Source organism: Streptomyces deccanensis (assembly GCF_022385335.1).
GTDB classification, from domain to species: Bacteria; Actinomycetota; Actinomycetes; order Streptomycetales; family Streptomycetaceae; genus Streptomyces; species Streptomyces deccanensis.
This window is the reverse complement of sequence record NZ_CP092431.1, coordinates 4,868,900-4,887,735: the sequence shown is the minus strand read 5'-3', so window position 1 is coordinate 4,887,735 and position 18,836 is coordinate 4,868,900. Positions and strand designations below refer to the sequence as shown.

General features: G+C 72.4%; 19 protein-coding genes, 1 tRNA gene and 1 riboswitch. Of the genes, 13 read left to right on the top strand and 7 right to left on the bottom strand.

The window, feature by feature from the left end; genetic code table 11:
• Positions 1-22: 22 nt before the first annotated feature.
• Both trxB and L3078_RS21785 read right to left on the bottom strand, forming a co-directional pair.
• Positions 23-1,051 carry a thioredoxin-disulfide reductase gene (trxB, locus tag L3078_RS21790; protein WP_239755676.1) on the bottom strand — a complete coding sequence of 343 codons (1,029 nt, stop codon included), beginning with the start codon at positions 1,049-1,051 and terminating at the stop codon, positions 23-25.
• Positions 1,048-1,461: an arsenate reductase ArsC gene (locus tag L3078_RS21785; RefSeq protein WP_060905627.1), complete on the bottom strand. Its 414-nt coding sequence runs from the start codon at positions 1,459-1,461 to the stop codon at positions 1,048-1,050. Before L3078_RS21785 ends, trxB begins: the two co-directional genes overlap by 4 nt.
• Before the next feature lie 101 nt (positions 1,462-1,562).
• Here L3078_RS21785 and L3078_RS21780 point away from each other — a divergent pair, with 101 nt between their 5' ends.
• Genes L3078_RS21780 through L3078_RS21760 form a run of 5 tightly spaced genes read left to right on the top strand, consistent with a single transcriptional unit; the run spans position 1,563 to position 4,916 of the window.
• Entirely contained in the window at positions 1,563-1,871 is a 309-nt protein-coding gene (locus L3078_RS21780; RefSeq protein ID WP_009340691.1) for an ArsR/SmtB family transcription factor, read from the top strand.
• Between the two features lie 38 nt (positions 1,872-1,909).
• On the top strand, positions 1,910-2,680 hold the full coding sequence (locus L3078_RS21775) for an aquaporin (RefSeq protein ID WP_239755675.1): 771 nt from the start codon (positions 1,910-1,912) through the stop codon (positions 2,678-2,680).
• Entirely contained in the window at positions 2,677-3,816 is a 1,140-nt protein-coding gene (locus L3078_RS21770) for an NAD(P)-binding domain-containing protein (RefSeq protein ID WP_239755674.1), read from the top strand. Before L3078_RS21775 ends, L3078_RS21770 begins: the two co-directional genes overlap by 4 nt.
• A gap of 42 nt (positions 3,817-3,858) precedes the next feature.
• Complete coding sequence (locus L3078_RS21765; protein WP_239755673.1) at positions 3,859-4,194, top strand: ArsR/SmtB family transcription factor; 336 nt, start codon at positions 3,859-3,861, stop codon at positions 4,192-4,194.
• The gene (locus L3078_RS21760) at positions 4,194-4,916 is read left to right on the top strand and encodes a cation efflux transmembrane domain-containing protein (RefSeq protein ID WP_239755672.1); all 723 of its coding nucleotides are present in this window, start codon (positions 4,194-4,196) and stop codon (positions 4,914-4,916) included. The genes L3078_RS21765 and L3078_RS21760 overlap by 1 nt, the downstream gene beginning before the upstream one ends.
• A gap of 81 nt (positions 4,917-4,997) precedes the next feature.
• On the opposite strand, the gene L3078_RS21755 is transcribed toward L3078_RS21760, so the two are convergent.
• Positions 4,998-5,375, bottom strand: coding sequence for an ArsR/SmtB family transcription factor (locus tag L3078_RS21755; RefSeq protein ID WP_239755671.1), 378 nt, complete (start codon positions 5,373-5,375; stop codon positions 4,998-5,000).
• Positions 5,376-5,532: 157 nt separating this feature from the next.
• On the opposite strand from L3078_RS21755, the gene L3078_RS21750 reads away from it, so the two are divergent.
• Together L3078_RS21750 and L3078_RS21745 are read left to right on the top strand one after the other, a co-directional pair.
• Entirely contained in the window at positions 5,533-6,918 is a 1,386-nt protein-coding gene (locus L3078_RS21750) for an FAD-dependent oxidoreductase (protein ID WP_420864083.1), read from the top strand.
• Positions 6,919-6,946: 28 nt separating this feature from the next.
• Positions 6,947-7,426 carry an ArsI/CadI family heavy metal resistance metalloenzyme gene (locus L3078_RS21745; RefSeq protein ID WP_239755670.1) on the top strand — a complete coding sequence of 160 codons (480 nt, stop codon included), beginning with the start codon at positions 6,947-6,949 and terminating at the stop codon, positions 7,424-7,426.
• A gap of 48 nt (positions 7,427-7,474) precedes the next feature.
• On the opposite strand, the gene L3078_RS21740 is transcribed toward L3078_RS21745, so the two are convergent.
• A complete protein-coding gene (locus tag L3078_RS21740; protein ID WP_239755669.1) occupies positions 7,475-8,128 on the bottom strand; it encodes a TetR/AcrR family transcriptional regulator in 654 nt (217 codons plus the stop codon).
• 127 nt (positions 8,129-8,255) lie between these two features.
• Here L3078_RS21740 and L3078_RS21735 point away from each other — a divergent pair, with 127 nt between their 5' ends.
• A complete protein-coding gene (locus L3078_RS21735) occupies positions 8,256-9,317 on the top strand; it encodes an oxygenase MpaB family protein (protein ID WP_239755668.1) in 1,062 nt (353 codons plus the stop codon).
• 31 nt (positions 9,318-9,348) lie between these two features.
• Here the strand turns inward: L3078_RS21735 and L3078_RS21730 are convergent, their stop codons facing one another.
• Positions 9,349-10,653: a chloride channel protein gene (locus tag L3078_RS21730; RefSeq protein ID WP_239755667.1), complete on the bottom strand. Its 1,305-nt coding sequence runs from the start codon at positions 10,651-10,653 to the stop codon at positions 9,349-9,351.
• Positions 10,654-10,990: 337 nt separating this feature from the next.
• Between L3078_RS21730 and L3078_RS21725 the strand changes: the two genes are divergently transcribed.
• Positions 10,991-13,330, top strand: a complete 2,340-nt coding sequence (locus tag L3078_RS21725) for an outer membrane protein assembly factor BamB family protein (RefSeq protein ID WP_239755666.1) — start codon at positions 10,991-10,993, stop codon at positions 13,328-13,330.
• A 34-nt stretch (positions 13,331-13,364) separates the two neighbouring features.
• A complete protein-coding gene (cyaB, locus tag L3078_RS21720; RefSeq protein ID WP_239760408.1) occupies positions 13,365-13,946 on the top strand; it encodes a class IV adenylate cyclase in 582 nt (193 codons plus the stop codon).
• 89 nt (positions 13,947-14,035) lie between these two features.
• Here the strand turns inward: cyaB and L3078_RS21715 are convergent.
• Both L3078_RS21715 and L3078_RS21710 read right to left on the bottom strand, forming a co-directional pair.
• A tRNA-Met gene (locus L3078_RS21715) sits at positions 14,036-14,109 on the bottom strand.
• Between the two features lie 413 nt (positions 14,110-14,522).
• Positions 14,523-15,680, bottom strand: coding sequence for a dihydrofolate reductase family protein (locus L3078_RS21710; protein ID WP_239755665.1), 1,158 nt, complete (start codon positions 15,678-15,680; stop codon positions 14,523-14,525).
• Positions 15,681-15,728: 48 nt separating this feature from the next.
• Here L3078_RS21710 and L3078_RS21705 point away from each other — a divergent pair, with 48 nt between their 5' ends.
• The 3 genes from L3078_RS21705 to L3078_RS21695 all read left to right on the top strand — a co-directional run bounded on the left by L3078_RS21705 (position 15,729) and on the right by L3078_RS21695 (position 18,407).
• Positions 15,729-16,268, top strand: coding sequence for a MarR family winged helix-turn-helix transcriptional regulator (locus L3078_RS21705; RefSeq protein ID WP_239755664.1), 540 nt, complete (start codon positions 15,729-15,731; stop codon positions 16,266-16,268).
• A 210-nt stretch (positions 16,269-16,478) separates the two neighbouring features.
• On the top strand, positions 16,479-17,138 hold the full coding sequence (locus L3078_RS21700) for a GTP cyclohydrolase II (RefSeq protein ID WP_239755663.1): 660 nt from the start codon (positions 16,479-16,481) through the stop codon (positions 17,136-17,138).
• 165 nt (positions 17,139-17,303) lie between these two features.
• Complete coding sequence (locus L3078_RS21695) at positions 17,304-18,407, top strand: PP2C family protein-serine/threonine phosphatase (protein WP_239760407.1); 1,104 nt, start codon at positions 17,304-17,306, stop codon at positions 18,405-18,407.
• A 261-nt stretch (positions 18,408-18,668) separates the two neighbouring features.
• Positions 18,669-18,830: riboswitch (cyclic di-AMP (ydaO/yuaA leader) on the top strand.
• Positions 18,831-18,836: the final 6 nt, after the last annotated feature.

Genomic DNA, 18,836 nt, shown 5'->3' with positions numbered 1-18,836 from the left:
GTGGATCGTGCTCGGGTGTCGCTCAGGCGATAGCCGGGAGCTTGTCCGGCTCGGCCGTCTGCTGGGTGTCGGCGAGGGCGGCGAGGTACCGCTCGGCGTCCAGGGCGGCGGCGCAGCCGGAGCCGGCCGCGGTGATGGCCTGGCGGTAGGTGTGGTCGACGACGTCGCCGGCGCCGAAGACACCGGGGATGTTCGTGCGGGTGGAGGGGGAGGCGACCTTGAGGTAGCCCTCGTCGTCCAGGTCGAGTTGGCCGGTGAGCAGGTCGGTGCGCGGGTCGTGGCCGATGGCGACGAACAGGCCGGTGGCGGGGAGGCGGGTGGTCTCTCCGGTGACGGTGTCGCGCAGGGTGAGGCCGGCGAGTTTGCCGCCGTCCTCGTGGATCTCGGCGACCTCGCTGTTCCAGGTGAAGGAGATCTTCGGGTCGGCGAAGGCGCGCTCCTGCATGGCCTTGGAGGCGCGCAGGGTGTCGCGGCGGTGGACGACGGTCACGGAGCGGGCGAAGCGGGAGAGGAAGGCGGCCTCCTCCATCGCCGTGTCGCCGCCGCCGACGACCACGATGTCGTGCTCGCGGAAGAAGAAGCCGTCACAGGTCGCGCAGTACGAGACACCTCGGCCGCACAGCGCGTCCTCGCCCGGGAGATCGAGCTTGCGGTGCTGGGAGCCGGTCGCCACGATGACGGACTTGGCTCGGTGGACCGTGCCCGCGCTGTCGGTGACGGTCTTGACGGGTCCGGTGAGGTCGACGGCGACGATGTCGTCGGGGATGAGCTCGGCGCCGAAGCGTTCGGCCTGGGCGCGCATGTTGTCCATGAGGTCGGGGCCCATGATGCCGTCGCGGAAGCCGGGGAAGTTCTCCACCTCGGTCGTCTGGACCAGCGCGCCGCCGGCGGTGACCGCGCCCTCGAAGACCAGCGGCTTCAGCGAGGCGCGGGCGGTGTAGAGGGCGGCCGTGTATCCGGCGGGGCCGGAGCCGATCACGATGACGTCGCGGAGGTCCGTGGTTTCCGCAGGGGTCTTCTCGGCCGCGTCCGGCCCGGTGGCAGTGCTCATGCCTGGGGCTCCGGCGCGATCTCCTTGATCAGGCCCTCGACCAGGACCTTGATCTCGTCACGGATGGGCCGTACGGCCTCGACGCCCTGGCCCGCCGGGTCCTCCAACTGCCAGTCCAGGTACCGCTTGCCGGGGAAGACCGGGCAGGTGTCGCCGCAGCCCATGGTGATGCAGACGTCGGACTCCTTGACGGCGTCGACGGTGAGCATCTTCGGGACCTCGGCGGAGATGTCGATGCCGACCTCGGCCATGGCCTCGACGGCGGCCGGGTTGACGCCCGCGCCCGGGTTGGAGCCGGCGGAGCGGACCTCGACACGGTCCCCGGCCAGGTGGGTCAGCCACGCGGCGGCCATCTGGGAACGGCCGGCGTTGTGGACACAGACGAACAGCACGGAGGGCTTGTCGGACATCGGAGGCTCTCTCTTGTCTCTCTTGTCTCACGACGGCATCAGGCGCGAATGATGTCAGCACCCGGTGGTGTCAGTCACCACTGATGTGACAGTATCAGTGCATGATGACGTCAGTCGACACTGACCTGATCCGGGTGCTCGCCGACCCGCTCAGGCTCCAGATCGTGACCCTGCTCGCCAAAGAGACGCTGTGCACCACCCACCTCGTGGAGGAGACCGGTGCCCGCCAGACCAACCTCTCCAACCATCTGAGAGTGCTGCGCGAGGCCGGGGTCGTGGAGACGGAGCCGTGCGGCCGGTTCACCTACTACCGGCTCAAGCCCGACGTCATCGCCTCCCTCGCGGGCCAGTTCGCCGACCTGGCCGAGTCCGCCCGCACCGCCGCCGACAACAAGCGGTCCTGCCCCTGACCCCTCGCCGCCCCCGGCGACCGCACCAAGGAGTCTTGTTGACCGCCACGCACGAATCCGCCACGGAGTCGGCCATACCGTCCGCTGAGCCGCAGCCCGCGCCGGGCGCCACCCCGCCGCGCAGGCCCCTGGCGGCCCGCGCCGCCGCCGAACTGGTCGGCACGGCGGCCCTGGTGGCGGTGGTGATCGGCTCCGGCATCCAGGCCACCGAGCTGACCCGGGACGTCGGCGTGCAGTTGCTGGCCAACTCCCTGGCCACCGTCTTCGGCCTCGGCGTCCTGATCCTCCTGCTCGGCCCGGTCTCCGGCGCCCACTTCAACCCCGTGGTCACGCTGGCCGAATGGTGGACCGGCAGGCGCGGCGGCGCCGGTGTGACCATCCGCGAGGCGGCGGTCTACGTCCCCTCGCAGATCGTCGGGGCCATCGCGGGCGCGATCCTGGCGGACGCGATGTTCGGCGAGCCTCTGGTCGAGTGGTCCACCCACGACCGGTCCGCCGGGCACCTGCTGCTCGGCGAGGTCGTCGCCACCGCCGGCCTGATCCTGCTGATCTTCGGCCTGGCCCGCACCGACCAACTGCGCTTCGCCCCCGTGGCGGTCGCCTCCTACATCGGCGCCGCGTACTGGTTCACCTCGTCGACGTCCTTCGCCAACCCGGCGGTGACCATCGGCCGTACCTTTAGCGACACGTTCGCCGGTATCGCGCCCGGCTCGGTCGCCGGGTTCATCGGCATGCAGCTGATCGGTGGCGTGGTCGGACTTGCGCTGGTGGCGCTCATCTTCCTGCCCGGGCGGGACACCGCCGAGTGACGCGGACGTCCCCGGTGGTGGTGATCGGCGGCGGCCAGTCCGGGCTCGCCGCCGGATACCACCTGCGCCGCCTGGGCCTGGACTTCGTCATCCTCGACGCCCAGGTCACAGCGGGCGGGGCATGGCAGCACACCTGGGACTCCCTGCACCTGTTCTCCCCGGCCGCCTACTCCTCGTTGCCCGGCCGCTTGATGCCATCGCAGGCCGGGCGGCCCTACCCCGACGCGCGGCATGTCGTGGAGTACCTCGCCGACTACGAGAAGCGGTACGAGCTTCCCGTCGAGCGGCCCGTACGCGTCCTCGGCGTCCACCGCGACGGCGAACTCCTGCGCGTGGAGACCGACTCCGGCGCCTGGCGCGCTCGCGCCGTGATCAGCGCGACCGGCACGTGGTGGTGCCCCTTCCTCCCCGCTGTCCCGGGCCGAGAGGGGTTCGGTGTCCCGGGCCGAGGGGATCTCGGCGTCCCGAGGCGAGAGGTCTTCGGCGGCCCCGGACGAGAGGTTTTCGGCGGCCGACAGCTGCACACCGTCGAGTACCGGAGCCCTCGGGACTTCGCGGGCCGCCGGGTGATCGTGGTCGGCGGCGGCAACTCCGGAGCCCAGATCGCCGCCGACCTCGCCGCCGACGCCGAGCTGACCTGGGTCACCCAGCGCCCGCCCCGCTACCTGGCCGACGACATCGACGGCCGCGCGCTGTTCGACGCGGCGACCGCCCGGCGACGCGCCCTCGACCAGGGCCGCACCGACACCGGGGGCGTCGCCTCCCTCGGCGACATCGTCGCCGTACCGCCCGTCCGTGAAGCCCGCGACCGTGGCCTGCTCAAGGCAAGACCGATGTTCACCCGCCTCGTCCCCGGCGGCGTCGAATGGGCCGACGGCACCCGAGCGGCGGCCGACGCGGTCATCTGGTGCACGGGCTTCCGGTCCGCTCTCTCCCACCTCGCTCCCCTCCAACTCCGCGGCCGACGCGGCCACATCACGACCGTCGGCACGCGGGCCGCGGACGAGCCGCGTCTCCACCTGCTCGGCTACGGCGACTGGACCGGGCCCGCCTCCGCGACCCTGATCGGCGTCGGCCGTCCCGCCCGTGAGGCGGCCCGAGAGATCGCCGCCCTCCTGGGAGCGCCCACCCGATAGTTCATGGTTTCCTGAATTCAGGATTCTCTGTACCGTGGCTGTGTGCTGACCGTCATCTCCGATGTCGAGGTGCTCGCGCGCTTCGGCCGTGCCCTCGCCGACCCCATCCGCTGCCGCCTCCTGCTCGCGTTGCGCGAGAGCCCGGCCCACCCCTCCGACCTGGCCGAGCGGTTGGGCATCTCACGTACGCGGCTCTCCAACCACCTGGCCTGCCTGCGTGACTGCGGTCTGGTCGTCGCGGTGCCCGTCGGGCGGCGCACCCGCTACGAGCTCGCCGACCCGCGCCTCGGGCACGCCCTGGACGACCTGCGCAGCGCCGTCGTCGCGGTCGAGACCGACCGCACCTGCGCCGAGGCCGCCGAGAAGGGCTGCTGCTGATGACCGCGCTCTCCCTCGGGCCCCTGCCGGCCCGGCGGGAACAACTCGCGCGCCGCATACGCCTCCTGGTCGCGGTGACGATCACGTACAACGTGGTCGAGGCGATCGTGGCGATCGTCGCGGGCAGCCTCGCGTCCTCCACCGCGCTGATCGGCTTCGGCCTCGACTCCGTCATCGAGGTGTCCTCGGCGGCGGCGGTGGCGTGGCAGTTCTCCGCGGTGGACCACGCCGTGCGCGAGGCCCGAGAGAAGACCACGTTGCGGATCATCGCGGTCTCGTTCTTCGCGCTCGCCGCCTACGTCACCGTCGACGCCGTGCGGGCGTTGGCCGGCACCGGCGAGGCCGACCGTTCGATTCCCGGCATCGTGCTTGCCGCGCTCTCCCTGCTGGTGATGCCGTTCCTGTCCGCCGCCCAGCGGCGCGCCGGACGCGAACTCGGCTCGGCATCCGCGGTCGCGGACTCCCGCCAGACCCTGCTGTGCACCTACCTGTCCGCCGTACTCCTGGCGGGCCTGGTCCTCAACGCCACCGTCGGCTGGTCCTGGGCCGACCCCGTCGCGGCCCTGGTCATCGCCGTGATCGCGGTCAAGGAAGGACGCGACGCCTGGCAGGGCAGGGGCTGCTGCGCCACGCCCGCGCCTGCGGCCCCGGCCGCGCTGAAGCCCGTCCAGACCGTGGAGGGGGATACCTGCGGTTGCCGGTCGGGCTGCGACTGCTGCTGACGCGCGTGATTCCGGGCGGTCGGCGGAAGCCGCGGTGGGTGTTCGGCCTGGCTCGGGCAGGTGGCGTTGGGCCGAGCCGGGTCAGGCCGCGGCCGGGCCTATGGTCAGCAGCTTGCCCATCGCGGCCAGTACGGACGGCTCGACCCGGTAGTAGACCCAGGTGCCGCGCCGCTCGGAGGTGAGGAGCCCGGCCTCCTTGAGCTTCTTCAGGTGGTGGGAGACGGTCGGCTGGGAGACGCCGACGTCGGAGATGTCGCACACGCACGCCTCGCCGCCCTCATGTGAGGCCACGGCGGAGAAGAGCCGCAGTCGCACCGGGTCGCCGAGCGCCTTGAACATGCGTGCGGCTGTCTCGGCCTCCTCGGCGGTGAACGGGCGCTCGGTGAGCGGCGGGCAGCACGGCGCCACCTCTTCGTCGGCGGCGGCATCCAAAAGCGGCAGCACCTTCGTGTTCGACATGCATCTATGTTGACATACGTCGAACCAGCCGGGTGGGGCCGCTCCACGCGGCCACGACCCCGTTAATTCGATGAATGTCTATGTTGACGCTCATCAATACAAGTGCCATGCTGGGCCGCGCAAGCCATCGACGAACGTCGAAGCAAAGGGGAATCTCGTGGCCGTGTCCACCCACACCGTGCCCACCACCGACCAGCTGCCCGTCGTGGTCGTCGGAGCCGGCCCGATCGGCCTGGCCGCCGCCGCCCACCTCGTCGAGCGCGGCCTCGAACCGCTCGTCCTGGAGGCAGGGCCGTCCGCCGGCACCGCCGTACGGGCCTGGGCGCACGTCCGGCTGTTCTCCCCCTGGGCCGAGGTGACCGACCCGGCCGCCGAGAAGCTCCTCGCCCCGACCGGCTGGATCCGCCCCGACGGCACCGGCTACCCCACCGGCGGCGACTGGGCCGAGCGGTACCTGCAGCCGCTCGCCGACGTCCTGGGTGACAAGGTCCGCTACGGCGCCACGGTCACCGGCGTCGCCCGCGCCGGACGGGACCGCATCGTCGACTCCGGCCGCGACGAGCAGCCCTTCACCGTCCACGTCCAGCTCGCCGACGGCCGCGAGGAGCGGATCACCGCCCGCGCCGTCATCGACGCCTCCGGCACCTGGTCGACCCCCAGCCCGATGGGCGCCGACGGCCTGCCCGCCCTCGGCGAGAAGACCGCCGCCGACCGCATCGCCCACCGTGTCCCCGACCTGGGCGACCCGGCCGTACGCGCCCGGTACGCGGGCAAGCGCACGGCGGTCATCGGCTCCGGCGCCTCCGCCTTCACCGCCCTCGCGTACCTCGCCGACCTCGCCCAGGAGGAGGACGGAACGCACGCGGTGTGGGTCCTGCGCCGCGGCATCGGCGACAACACCTACGGCGGCGGCGAGTCAGACCAGCTCCCCGCACGCGGAGCCCTGGGCCTGCGCGCCAAGGCCGCCGTCGAGGCAGGCCACGCGAGCACGGCCACCGGATTCCGCACCCGGTCCGTGGAACGTGACGCCGACGGCCGACTGGTCCTCGCCGCCGAGGACGGGCGCCGCCTGGACCCGGTCGACGAGGTCATCGTCCTCACCGGCTTCCGCCCCGACCTGTCCTTCCTCTCCGAACTCCGCCTCGGCCTCGACGAACGCCTCCAGGCCCCCACCGCGCTCGCCCCCCTGATCGACCCCAACGTCCACTCCTGCGGCACGGTCTACCCGCACGGCGTGAACGAGCTCTCCCACCCGGAGAAGGACATCTACCTGGTCGGCATGAAGTCCTACGGCCGCGCCCCCACCTTCCTCGCCATGACCGGCTACGAGCAGGTCCGCTCCATCACCGCCTCCCTCGCCGGCGACCAGGAGGCCGCCGAGCGCGTCGAACTCACCCTCCCGGAGACCGGCGTATGCGGCGGCGCGGGCCTGTTCGACGACCCCGACGCCGGCCAGAGCGGGGAGGGCGGTGGCTGCTGCGCGGCCCCGGCCACCCTGCAGATCGGAGCCGGCGCCCCGGCGGCAGCCTCCGGAGGCTGCTGAACTCCCCACCCGACCAAGGAGGTTCGCCATGTCCCGCGTACAGCTCGCCCTGCGCGTCCCCGACCTGAAGGCGTCCATCGCCTTCTACAGCAAGCTGTTCGGCACCGAGCCCGCCAAACTCCGCGACGGCTACGCCAACTTCGCCGTCACCGAGCCCCCGCTCAAGCTCGTCCTCATCGAAGGCACCGCAGGCGAGGCGACCCGCCTGGACCACCTCGGCGTCGAAGTCGAGACCACCGAGGCGGTCCGTGCCGCCACGGCCCGCCTCGGCGAAGCCGGCCTGGCCACCGACGTCGAGAACGACACCACCTGCTGCTACGCCCTCCAGGACAAGGTCTGGGTCCACGGCCCCGGCCAGGAACCCTGGGAGGTCTACGTCGTGAAGGCCGACGCCGACTCCCTGGCCAAGCGGCACGGCAGCACCTGCTGCGCCACCGGCCCGGCCGAGGCCGACACGGGTACCGCTACCGGTACCGAGGAACCGGCCGTCGCGGGTGGCTGCTGCTGATCCGCCGAGGACCGAGGCGGGTTCCGCCCCGGTCCTCGCGCCGCCCTGTCATGGGGGCGGGGGCCAGAGCGCGCCGAGGATCGTGCGGACCTGGTCGATCAGGTGGTCCGGGTCGAATCTGCCGGGGTCGGTGAGAGCGACCCGGCCGAAGTGCTCGGCGCAGGCGACGAGTGCGTGGGCGAGGAGCCGCGGGTCGAGTGCCGGGCCGGGGCGGTCGGCCAGGGCGAGGGCGAGCCACTCCTCGACCAGGGTCCGGAACCGTTCCCTGTCGGCCTCGATGCGGTCGCGGACGACGGTCGGCATGTTGCCCGGCGGCAGCAGGATCAGCCGCCAGGTGTCCGGGTCCTCGCGGAGCATCGCGGACATCCGGCGTACGGCCTCGGAAGCGAACGCGGCGGGGTCGCGCGGGCCCTCCTCCGTGCGGGGAACCGTCGCGAGCAGCCGGGCGAAGGCGCGTGCCTGCTGGCGGTCGAGCAGTGCCGTCAGCAGGGCGTCGAGGTTCTCGTAGGCGCCGTAGACCACCGACCGGGCGACACCGGCCCTCTTGGCCACGGCGTCGATGGAGATCCGGTCGTAGCCGTCGCTCACGATCACGGCGAGGGCCGCGTCGAGGAGTTGCTCGCGGCGTTCCGCGAGCGGGACGCGCGGGGCGTAGGGGCGTCGCTTGCGCGGCCTGTCTTCCGAAGAGGTGGACGCTGACACCTTGGCAGTTTACGACACTCGTGTCTTAATTTAAGACAGCACTGTCGTAAGGGTGGGCGGTGTGGGGCGGCGGCGTTCGACGCGGCCCGCGAGGATGTGCGGACGCGAGGACGTGAGGAGCGGCTCCATGGCGAAGCTGAGGCGGAGCGAGGTCGAACCGCACGAGGACCACGGCTTCTTCGGCCCAGGCTCGGTGGTGTGGAAGGTCTGGAGCTATCCGACGGCGCCGACGGTGGGCTTCCAGCGGGCCGTGGTCGTGGAGGAACTCGACCCGCCGCTGGTGGCCGCCGTCCACGCGACCCAGGGCATCTACCGCCGCTCGCGCACCCGCTACGACCGGACCCTGCGGTACTTCGCGATGGTGGCCTTCGCCGGTTCGCGCGAGGTGTGCCGGGCCGCCGACGTCCTGGTCAAGGTCCATTCCAAGGCGATCGGCGACCTGCCCTACGGCGGCGGCACCTACGACGCCAACGACCCCGCCTCGCAACTGTGGATCCAGCTCACCGGCTGGCACTCGATCCTCTACGCGTACGAGAGGTACGGGCCCGGCAAGCTCAGCGAGCAGGAGGAGCGGGAGTACTGGGAGGCGTGCGCGGTCGCCGCGGAACTGCAGACGTGCTCCTCCGACGACGTCCCCCGCAGCCGGGACGGTGTCCGGGCGTACTTCGAGCGGATGCGCCCGCGGCTGTCCGCCAGCCCGATCGCCCGCCAGGCCATGAACCACCTCCTGAGGACCGAACTCGTACTGCCGCCGGTGCCGCGCTGGGCGAAGCCGGCGAGCGCGGCGGTGGCGAAGGCGCAGCGGATCGCCACGATCGCCACCCTGCCGCGTTGGATGCGCGAGATGGCCGGGATCCGGCAGTCCCGCCTCCTCGACGTGCTCATCGTGCCCGTCATGAGGACGGCGTTCGCGCTCGCCCACCTCAGCCCCCGGGCCGAACTGCGGCTGTTGGCGCTGCTCTCGCCCTCCACGGTTCCGGTGATCGCGCCGATCAAGCTGGGCATCCCTCCCCGTAACCCCGAGGTAGTGACCCCGGCGGAGGCCCGCGCCCGCCACGGCTACGCCAGGCCCGCCGAAGCCCACCTGGACTTCCGGGCCCGACAGGCGGCCCGTGTCTTCGACGACGGCAAGGCCCCCAGCGATCAGGGCCTGATCGAGTCCCAGGAGATCCTGGGCCCGCTGGCCTGACCGCCCGCCCGACCGCCCGCCTGACCGGTCGTCACGGTGGAGGTGTCAGTCTCGCCGTGGTCACGTACGACACCACCACCGCGACGATCACCAGCGGCATGACCGTGACCCCCTGGGTCCCGATCAGCAGGGTGGCCAGGAGGACCGAGACCAGCGGGAGCCGCAGCATCGCGGCGCTCATCGCCCCGATGCCCATCGCGAACCCCGCGACCAGGCTCAGCCCCGGCAGATGGGAGCAGAGGATGCCGCCCGCGGCGCCCACGAACATCGCGGGAAAGATCGGGCCTCCCCTGAAGGCGCTGAGCGACGCGCAGTAGGCGAGGCCTTTGCACACCACCAGGAGCGCCAGGGCCCCGACCGAGTACGCGGCGCTGTGCGTGAGGAACGGGTCCAGCGCCGTCTGCCCCGAATAGAGCACGTCGGTCGCCGGTTTGCCGGTGCCCTCCGCGTAGCCGATCGCCAGTCCCGCCACGATCAGGCCGATGATGACCGTGGCCGGAACCCGCCGCCGCTCGACGCGCGCCCTGAGCCGGACGGCGAGCCATCGGACGCCCGCGGCCACCAGCGCGGCCGCCAGCCCGATGACCAGGGCCCAGCCGAACTCCGCCGCGGTCGGCCGGGTGGCCTCGGGGACGTCCTGCAGGGTGAGCGAGTAGGTGCCCAGGCCGGTCCAGGAGCCCAGCCCGACGAAGATGAGCGCGCCGACACCGGAGGCCAGCAGGCCGGGCACCAGCACCATCGCCATCATCGGCCCGCCCAGCCCGGAGGCCTCCATCAGGAGGAACGCCCCCAGCAGCGGCGACCCCAGCAGCGAGCTGACGGCCGCGAAACTCCCCGCCGCGCCCAACACCGCGCTCAGCTGCTCCGGGGGGTCGCGTCTGACCAGCCGTACGGCAGCGGCGGCGAGCCCGCCGCCGAGTGCCAGGAGGGGAGCCTCGGGCCCGAGGACGGCGGCGAAGCAGAGCGTGGCCAGGGCGGCGAGGAAGATGCCGGGCAGTGCGACGGGCGGGGGCGCGCCGGTGGGCTGGAACCCGGCGGTCGGTTCATGCCCGCCGTGCCCCGGCAGGTACTGGACCGTCAGCCCCACCAGCAGTCCCCCGACGGCCAGCAGCGGCAACGGCCACCAGGCCGGCGTCCCGTCGAACCCCAGTGCTTCGGGCAGATCCGAGTAGATCAAGGGCTGGGCCTCGCCGACCAGCGCGAGGAAGCCGAACGCCGCCGCGGACACGGGTACGCCGATCAGCGCGGCCATCGCCAGAAGAGCCAGGTAGGCGCGGCTCCGCAGAAGCGCCGCCGGATCCGCCGACGACCCGGCCCCGGCCGTCTGAACCGGCACGCGCTCCACCTCCTCGCAACGCCCCTCCCACCGCCCACCGCAGCTGCTTGCGACCGGCCCGCTGCCGAGCGTGACACGCCGCTCCCCGACCGGCATTCCGCCGACCACCGTCGTCACGCTCAGGTGTGAACAACGCCGACTGTCTGGTGGCCGAATCCGACCAGCCGGGCGCCCGGACGGATACCTCCGAGGTCGCGCGCCAAGGCGTGTGGGCGGGAACCTTCGTGTGTCCGTGGTGCGTCCGTGGGCTCAGTGAGGTGCGGATTTCGTATGTGCCGGACATCATGGACGGCGAGGCGTCCGGGGGTGGATCGCCCTCAGAAGGGGGCAGGGGGCCATGGCGCAGGCGTTGGAGAGCGGTGACCCTCGGCAGGTGGGGCCGTACCGCATAGTGGGCCGCCTCGGTGCGGGGGGAATGGGGCGGGTCTACCTCGGGCTCTCGCCGGGCGGGCGTGCGGTCGCCGTCAAGACCATCCGGCCCGAACTGACCTACGACCCCCAGTTCCGCCAACGGTTCGCCCGGGAGGCGGAGGCCGCTCGGGCTGTCAGCGGCGCGTTCACCGCCGCGGTCGTGGACGCGGATCCGTACGGCGATCCGCCGTGGCTCGCCACCGTCCATGTCGCCGGCATCTCGCTCGACGACACCATCGCACGCCACGGGCCGCTCCCCGAGGCCTCGGTGTTCGCGCTGGGCGCCGGCCTGAGCGAGGCGCTCCAGGCCATCCACACCGCGGGGCTCGTCCACCGGGATCTGAAGCCCTCCAACGTGCTGCTGGCCCCCGACGGCCCCAAGGTGATCGACTTCGGGATCGCGATCAGTGCCGGATCGAGTTCACTGACCCGCAGCGGCGCCGTCATCGGCACCCCCGCGTTCATGTCGCCCGAGCAACTGACGGGCGACCGGGCCGGTCCGGCCGCCGATGTGTTCGCCCTCGGCGGCGTACTCGTCTTCGCCGCCACCGGCGAGGGCGCCTTCGGGTCCGGTCCGTCGATCGGCGTCGGCTATCGGGTCGTCCACGACGAGCCCAACCTGTCCACCCTCCCCGCAGGGCTGCGCACGCTTCTCGGCCGCTGTCTCGACAAGGTCCCGGCCCGTCGGCCCACCGTCGCCGAACTGCTCGCCGAGTTCGCCGGGCACATCCTCCCGGAGCCCGAGGCGGCGTACGGCACGGACACCGTGACCCTCGCTCTGCACGACGGCGCCTGGTTGCCCGCCTCCGTGGCCTCCTCGGTGCGACGGGCCGGGGAGAGGGAGGACGAGGGCGCGCGCGGGGAGGGTGAGGGCGCGCGCGGGACGGGCTTGGCGCCGGTGCCGGACCCGACGAAGGTGCAGGAGGCGGCCAACCGGCCGGGGGCGGCGGACACTCCGGCTGCGCCGGGGGCGGCAGAGGCGGGGTCCCACGGTAGGCGGACCACGACCGCGGGGGGTGAGTCCGACCTCCGTGCTCCTACGGACCCTCGCCTTCCCGCGGACCCACGCGTTTCTGTGGACGTCCGCATGCCCATGGACGCCCGCCCGGAAGCGCCCCCGTCGGCAGCCGGCTCGGCTGACCGTGGTGCCGGGGCCCCGACCCGCCGCCGGGTGCTGGCCGTGCTCGCCGGAGCGGGTGGCGTCGCCGCCGTGGGCGTGGGCACGTATCTGCTGGGGCGTGGTGACCAGGACCCCGACGACGGGTCCGGCAACGGCACCCTGAAGGACCCGGAGGGTGTGCCGACTCCGGGGCGGTTGAGGTGGAAGCGCGGCACCGGAGGTCCGGTGGCACCCGCGCTCCTCGCCACGGGCGGGCTGGTGTACGCCGGTAGCAGGGACGGGAGCATGTACGCCCTGGACGCCGAGACCGGCAAGCCGCGCTGGCAGTTCGGCACGGGCAACGGCGTCTACACCTGCCCCGCCGTGGCCGGTGGCCTGGCCTACTTCGGCAGCGCGGACTACCACCTCTACGCGATCGAGGTGAAGACCGGTGAGCAGCGCTGGCAGTTCAGCGCCGGCGGTGAGGTCAACTCCTCGCCCGTGGTCGCCGGGGGAGTGGTCTACGCGGGCAGCGACGACGCGCGACTGTACGCCGTGGACGCCCGTTCCGGCGAGAGGAAGTGGACGTACGCCGCCGAGGGTCGGATCCGTTCCTCCCCGGTCGTCGCCTGGAACAAGGTCTACGTGGGCAGCGAGGACTCCCGGCTCCACGCCGTCGACGCGGCGACCGGCGAACGCCGTTGGGCCTTCGCGACCGACGGCGACGTCAAATCCTCACCGGCCGTCGCCGACCGCGTCGTCTACGTGGGCAGCTACGACGGCAACCTGTACGCCGTGAACTGCGACACCGGTGAACTCCTCTGGACCTTCGCCACCCGGGACGGGATCGGCTCCTCGCCGGCCGTGTCCGGAGGCGTGGTCTACGTCGGCAGCGACGACGGCCACCTGTACGCCGTCGACGCCCGCACCGGGAAGCAGCGGTGGAAGTTCACGATCGGCGCCGTCGTCTATTCCTCCCCGGCCGTCCTCGGCGACGCCGTGTACGTCGGCAGCAAGAACGGCAACCTCTACGCCCTACGGACGGACACCGGCAAACCCCTGTGGACGTACCGCACCGGCGCGGACATCCGCTCCTCGCCCACGGCGAACGACGGCACGGTCTACGTCGGCAACGACAGCGGCACGGTCTTCGCGGTCGCGCGCTGAACGGGGGAATTGAGGACGGGGAGTGGAGGACGGTGTGATCGAGGCGGAGTTGAAGGCTCGGGTTCGGGCGCCGGAGGCGGTCGCGCGGGCGCTCGACGCGCGGGGTGAGGGCAGGTCCGAGACGTATCAGGACACGTACTACGACCTGCCGGACGGCAGTCTGCGGGCGCGGGACGAGGAGTTACGGCTGCGGTTCCTGGCCGACCACGGTTCGGGCGACCGGCGCACGCTGCTGACCTTCAAGGCGGCCGCGGTGGACGAGGCGTCCGGTTCGAAGCCGGAGTTCGAGACACGGGTCGGCGACTCGCAGGTCGCGCACGCCATCCTGGAGCACCTCGGCTACGTACCGGCGATCGTGTTCGAGAAGCGCTGCCGCAGCCACGCGTTCGAGGCGTACGGCCGGCGGATGCTGGCGACGCTCGTCCGGGTGCCCGAGTTGGACGGCACGTTCCTGGAGATCGAGACCCTGGTCCAGGAGGAGGCCGAGGTCGCCGCGGCCCTGGACGACATCCGCGCGGTGCTGGACGAGCTGGGCGTCGCCCCCGAGGACCTCACCCGCGAGCTCTACACCGAAGCGGTGGCGGCGGCTCGCCGTATCCATGGCTCCGGCGGATGACCACGCACACCGGCCGGACGCGCGCGGGAGCGGGACAGACAAAAACCCGGGGCCGGAATCCTTGTCGGATTCCGGCCCCGGGCCTTCAGTAGCGGGGACAGGATTTGAACCTGCGACCTCTGGGTTATGAGCCCAGCGAGCTACCGAGCTGCTCCACCCCGCGTCGTTGAAACCAGTGTACGCCATCCGCAGGACACCCAGCACACGGATAACCGGCGACCGCCATTCACCGCCCACCACGGAACGGCCGGGCGCAGCCACGAGAGCGCGCCGGTCGGTCGTTCGGCCCCCCGGGTCGCGACGGTCGTACGTTCAGCCGCGCCCCCTGCACGCAGGCCCTCCGCCGCTGCGGCCCGCGCACAGCCACCCTCGTGGCGACTCCCCGTACGGCCCGTCGTGGCGCCCCCGATGCCCCGTCACGGCGGCCCCCGAGAACCCCCGTCGCGGCGGCCCTTCCGCGAGCTCTCGGCTCGGCCGGCTGCCTCCCGCTCACCCCACCCGCGCGACGGTCCCTCGGTCACCCACCCCGCGCGGGAGCCTTCCCGGCTCACCCCGCCCGTCGCGGCACCCTCCGCCTCACCCCACCAAATGCCGGTTCGGCGCCTTCGCGCGATCCTCGTACTCCGGGAGCACCACCACCTCGGCGCCCTCCGCCGACAGCAGTGCGTTGCCCGCGGCCGCGTTCTCGACGAACGTGTCCGGTTCGCGCCAGGCCGTGACGACGCGGCGGACGCCCGCGTCGAGGACGAGCCGGGCGCAGGGCGCGGGCCGGGAGGCGCGGCGGGCGCACGGTTCGAGGCTGCTGTAGACCGTGGCGGTGGCCAGGCGCGGGTCCGCGGGGTCGAGCTTGGCGAGGGCGGCCTCCTCGGCGTGGACCACGGGGTCGTCACCCTCGCGGGAGTGGCCGCGGGCCAGTTCCGTACCGTCCGCCGCGACCACGACCGCCCCCACGCTGAACGCGGTCCGCGAGGGCGGGCACGCGGCGGCCAGGGTGCAGGCGAGGTCGAGCCAGTGCCGGTCGGCGGGGGAGGCGGCCGGGCCGGTGCCGGGGACGGTGGGGGCGTAGCGGATGAGGACGACGTCGCCGACCGGCCGGGTCTCCAGCAGCCGCAGCCGGCTCTTCGGCCCTCCGGGGTAGGTACCCGTCCCGAACAGTCGCGGCGCGTCCGCCTCGCCCACGAAGAGCGGTGCGACAGCCAGCTGCACCTCGTCCGCGAGGCCCTGCTGGAGGAGCTGGGTGTGGACCCGGCCGCCGCCCTCCACCATGAGGCGGCGGACACCGCGTACGTCCCCGAGGTGGTCGAGGACGGCCGTCCACTCCAGCTCCGGGCCGACGGAGACGACGGCCACCCCGTTCGGTCCGGTCGGCAGGCCCAGCCCCCGCAGCCGCTCCGCGCCCTTGTCGGTCGTGTACACGACCTTCTCGCCGCCGGTGTGCCAGAACTGGGCCGCGGGGTCGAGTTCGCCGGACGCGCTGACCGTGACCTTCAGCGGGTACTCCGGGAGCCCGGCGGCGACCCGGGCCGCGCGTCGCTCGGGGGAGTTGACCAGCAGCCGGGGGTTGTCGGTGCGCAGGGTGCCGGCGCCGATCAGGATGGCGTCGCTGGCCGCGCGCACCTCGTCGACCCGGTCGAAGTCGGCCGGGCCGGAGAGCAGCAGCCGCTCGGGCCCCGTGTCGTCCAGGAAGCCGTCGAGGGAGACGGCGGCGGACAGCAGGACGTAGGGCTGGGGCATGGACGCGCTCCCTTGGTTCAAGTTTTAAACAATAACTACACTGTACGTATGACCCGCTGGCTCACCCCCGACGAACAGCGTGCCTGGCGTGCCTACGTGGCCGCGAGTTCCCTCCTGGAGGACGCGCTCGATCGGCAGCTCCAGCAGGAGGCCGGCCTGCCGCACCTCTACTACTCCGTGCTCTCCGCCCTCTCCGAAGCGCCCGAGCGCCGGATGCGGATGACCGAGCTCGCCGAGCGTCTGAAGATCACGCGCAGCCGGTTGACGTACGTCGTGACCAGGCTGGAGAAGGACGGCGTGGTCCGGCGCGAGGAGTGCCAGTGGGACAAGCGCGGCAGTGTCGCCGTGCTCACGGACGAGGGCATGGCCCTGCTGGAGCGCACGGCGCCGGGGCATGTGGAGACGGTTCGCCGGGCCGTCTTCGACCATCTCAGTCCCGAGCAGATCGGCCAGTTCGAGGAGATCTGCGCGGCCATCGCGACGGCGATCCAGGGCGGGGACCCCCGCACGACCCCCGCCTCGGACGACCTCCCGTGGCGCCGCCGCGCGTGTACGTCGACCCAGCAGGACGAGCGCGACCACGTGTGACGGACGAGCGGGACCGGGTGTGACGGACGAGCGGGGCCGTGCGGGACGGACGGCGGAACCCTGCGGGACGGACCGGATCGCGCGTGACGGGAATGTGACGTATCCCCAATGCGGTTGCTTGAAATTTGAAGCACGGGTTAGAGTCGCTGCGAGCGCTGTGCTTCAAAACTGAAGCACAGCGACACCCCGCACCAGGACCGGAGAACCCGCATGCCCGACTTTCCCGCTGCCACCCCGCGTGCCCGCGTCCGGGTACCGCTGCGTTTCCAGGACGGCTACGGCGTCGACGCCGAGATGGTCACCTTCCACGACCTCGTCGACGGCCGGGAGCACCTGGCGATCGTCCTCGGCGACCCCGCCCCCGGCACGGCCCCGCTGGTGCGACTGCACTCCGAGTGCCTGACCGGCGACGTGTTCGGCTCGGCCCGCTGCGACTGCGGCCCGCAGCTGCGCGAGGCGGTGGAGCGGATCGCCGACCGGGGTGGCGTCCTCCTCTACCTCCGCCAGGAGGGCCGGGGCATCGGCCTCTACAACAAGCTCGACGCGTACGCCCTCCAGGACCAGGGCCTCGACACCTACGAGGCGAACGCGGCGCTCGGCCTGCCGGAGGACGCCCGGGACTACACGGCGGCGGCCCAGATGCTGGGCGCCCTCGGCATCGACGAGCTCGACCTGCTCTCCAACAACCCCGACAAGGCCCAGCAGCTGCGCGACCTCGGCGTGCGCGTGCGCGACCGCGTCCCCACGGGCGTCTTCACCACCGCCCACAACGTCCGCTACCTCCGCGCGAAGGTCCTCCAGACCCAGCACACCCTCCCCCTGCACGAGCTGACGGGCGCGACGGGCCTGACGGGCCTCTCAGCGGGCTGAACCCCCACCTGGACCCCCATTCAGGCCCCCACCCGCACTCCACCCGAACCCCCACCCGCACCCCTCCGTCATCCGGTTCCCTAGCCCACTCGGCCCCGCCGACTAGCCCCGCCGCCCACCCCCGGAAACCCTGTATCCGTGGGGCAGCGAGAGGGCGCGGAGGTCATGCGGGAGCCGGGTGGGCGGCGGTTCTCGTACGCCCGTACGCTCGCCCGCCTCCTTCCCTTGCTGCTGCTCGCCGTCGGCCTCTTCTACGACCACTTCACCCCGCGCGAGTTCACCGCGGTCCCCTTCTTCACCGCCGCGCCCTTGGTGACGGCCCCGCTCTTCACGCTGTTCGGCACGGTGGTCGTCGGCGTCGCGTCGGTGGCCGGCATCACCGCCGTACGCCTCCACTACGACGACGCGGGCCATGTGGACGCGCTCACCGAGATCGCCACGGTGGCCACCGTCGCCGTGCTGGCCGTCCTCATCAACCGCCTCGTGCGCCGCAGCGACGCCCGGCTCGCCACCGCCCGGGAGATCGCCGAGGCGGCGCAGCGGGCCGTACTGCCCGTGCCGCAGGAGCGGATCGGCGGGCTGGAGATCGCCGCGCGGTACGAGGCCGCGCAGGCCGGGGCGTCGATCGGCGGCGATCTGTACGCGGTGCAGGACTCGCCCCACGGCGTACGGCTGATCGTGGGTGACGTACGCGGCAAGGGGCTCGGGGCGGTGTCGGCGGTGGCGGTGCTGATCGGGGCGTTCCGGGAGGCGGCCGAACAGGAGGCGACGCTCGAAGCGGTGGCGCAGCGGCTGGAACGGGCGCTGGCCAGGGAGGGGACGCGGCGGGAGGCCGCGCGCCGGGACGCGGCGGTGGAGCACGAGGGGTTCGTGACGGCGGTGCTCGCGGAGTTCCCGCACGGCGCGGGCCGCGCCCGGATCGTCAACCGGGGCCACCCCTCGCCCCTGCTGCTGCTCGCCGACGGCACGCTGTGCACCCTGGACGCCCAGCGGCCCGCGCTGCCCCTCGGCATGGACGACCTGGGCACCTGGCCCGACCGCGCGGAGGAGACCGGGTTCCCGGCCGGAGCCACGCTGCTCTTCTACACCGACGGCCTCTCCGAGGCGCGGGACGCGCACGGGGTCTTCTACGACCCGGCCGCGCGCCTCTCCGGCCGTACCTTCACCGCCCCGCGCGCCCTGCTGACGACTCTCGCGGAGGAGGTGCGCCGGCACACGGGTGACCGCACCACGGACGACATGGCGCTCCTGGCGGTCCGCCGCCCCTGAGACGCCGACGTCATCGCGGGCGGACGGTCGATGTCACCGAACGTGTCCGTCTCACCGTCCTCCGTATAAGAACTGACGCCGTATCAGCCCGACTGTTACTCGCCGGTCAAGGTCAACTCGCCCGTTTTCACCCCCTCATGACCCGTAAAGTCCAGCGCGAAAGCCGGAACGATCATTCAGAACAGCTTGGAATGGAGTACTCGCGTCTATTAACGTTCGATAACGCAGCGCGGTCGTCCCAGCCGTCACAAGAGACGGCTCCGTGCTCACGCGTCGAATCCCGCAAGGGAACCGGGGAACCACCACCCTGGGGTGAATCGCACGGAAACCGCCGTGGCAGTACGCACGACCGGTTTACGCGCGTAGGAGACCTTCCTGCTCCGAACCCGTCAGCTAACCCGGTAGGCGAGAAGGAAGGAAGGAGTACGC

What these genes read in the sequence shown, in the direction of transcription:
- L3078_RS21780 (WP_009340691.1), top strand. Translation starts at nt 1,563, where the DNA reads ATGATGACGTCAGTCGACACTGACCTGATCCGGGTGCTCGCCGACCCG.
- L3078_RS21705 (WP_239755664.1), top strand. Translation starts at nt 15,729, where the DNA reads ATGACCCGCTGGCTCACCCCCGACGAACAGCGTGCCTGGCGTGCCTAC.
- L3078_RS21735 (WP_239755668.1), top strand. Translation starts at nt 8,256, where the DNA reads ATGGCGAAGCTGAGGCGGAGCGAGGTCGAACCGCACGAGGACCACGGC.
- L3078_RS21710 (WP_239755665.1), bottom strand. Translation starts at nt 15,680, where the DNA reads ATGCCCCAGCCCTACGTCCTGCTGTCCGCCGCCGTCTCCCTCGACGGC.
- L3078_RS21695 (WP_239760407.1), top strand. Translation starts at nt 17,304, where the DNA reads ATGCGGGAGCCGGGTGGGCGGCGGTTCTCGTACGCCCGTACGCTCGCC.
- L3078_RS21785 (WP_060905627.1), bottom strand. Translation starts at nt 1,461, where the DNA reads ATGTCCGACAAGCCCTCCGTGCTGTTCGTCTGTGTCCACAACGCCGGC.
- L3078_RS21745 (WP_239755670.1), top strand. Translation starts at nt 6,947, where the DNA reads ATGTCCCGCGTACAGCTCGCCCTGCGCGTCCCCGACCTGAAGGCGTCC.
- L3078_RS21755 (WP_239755671.1), bottom strand. Translation starts at nt 5,375, where the DNA reads ATGTCGAACACGAAGGTGCTGCCGCTTTTGGATGCCGCCGCCGACGAA.
- trxB (WP_239755676.1), bottom strand. Translation starts at nt 1,051, where the DNA reads ATGAGCACTGCCACCGGGCCGGACGCGGCCGAGAAGACCCCTGCGGAA.
- L3078_RS21700 (WP_239755663.1), top strand. Translation starts at nt 16,479, where the DNA reads ATGCCCGACTTTCCCGCTGCCACCCCGCGTGCCCGCGTCCGGGTACCG.
- L3078_RS21725 (WP_239755666.1), top strand. Translation starts at nt 10,991, where the DNA reads ATGGCGCAGGCGTTGGAGAGCGGTGACCCTCGGCAGGTGGGGCCGTAC.
- L3078_RS21760 (WP_239755672.1), top strand. Translation starts at nt 4,194, where the DNA reads ATGACCGCGCTCTCCCTCGGGCCCCTGCCGGCCCGGCGGGAACAACTC.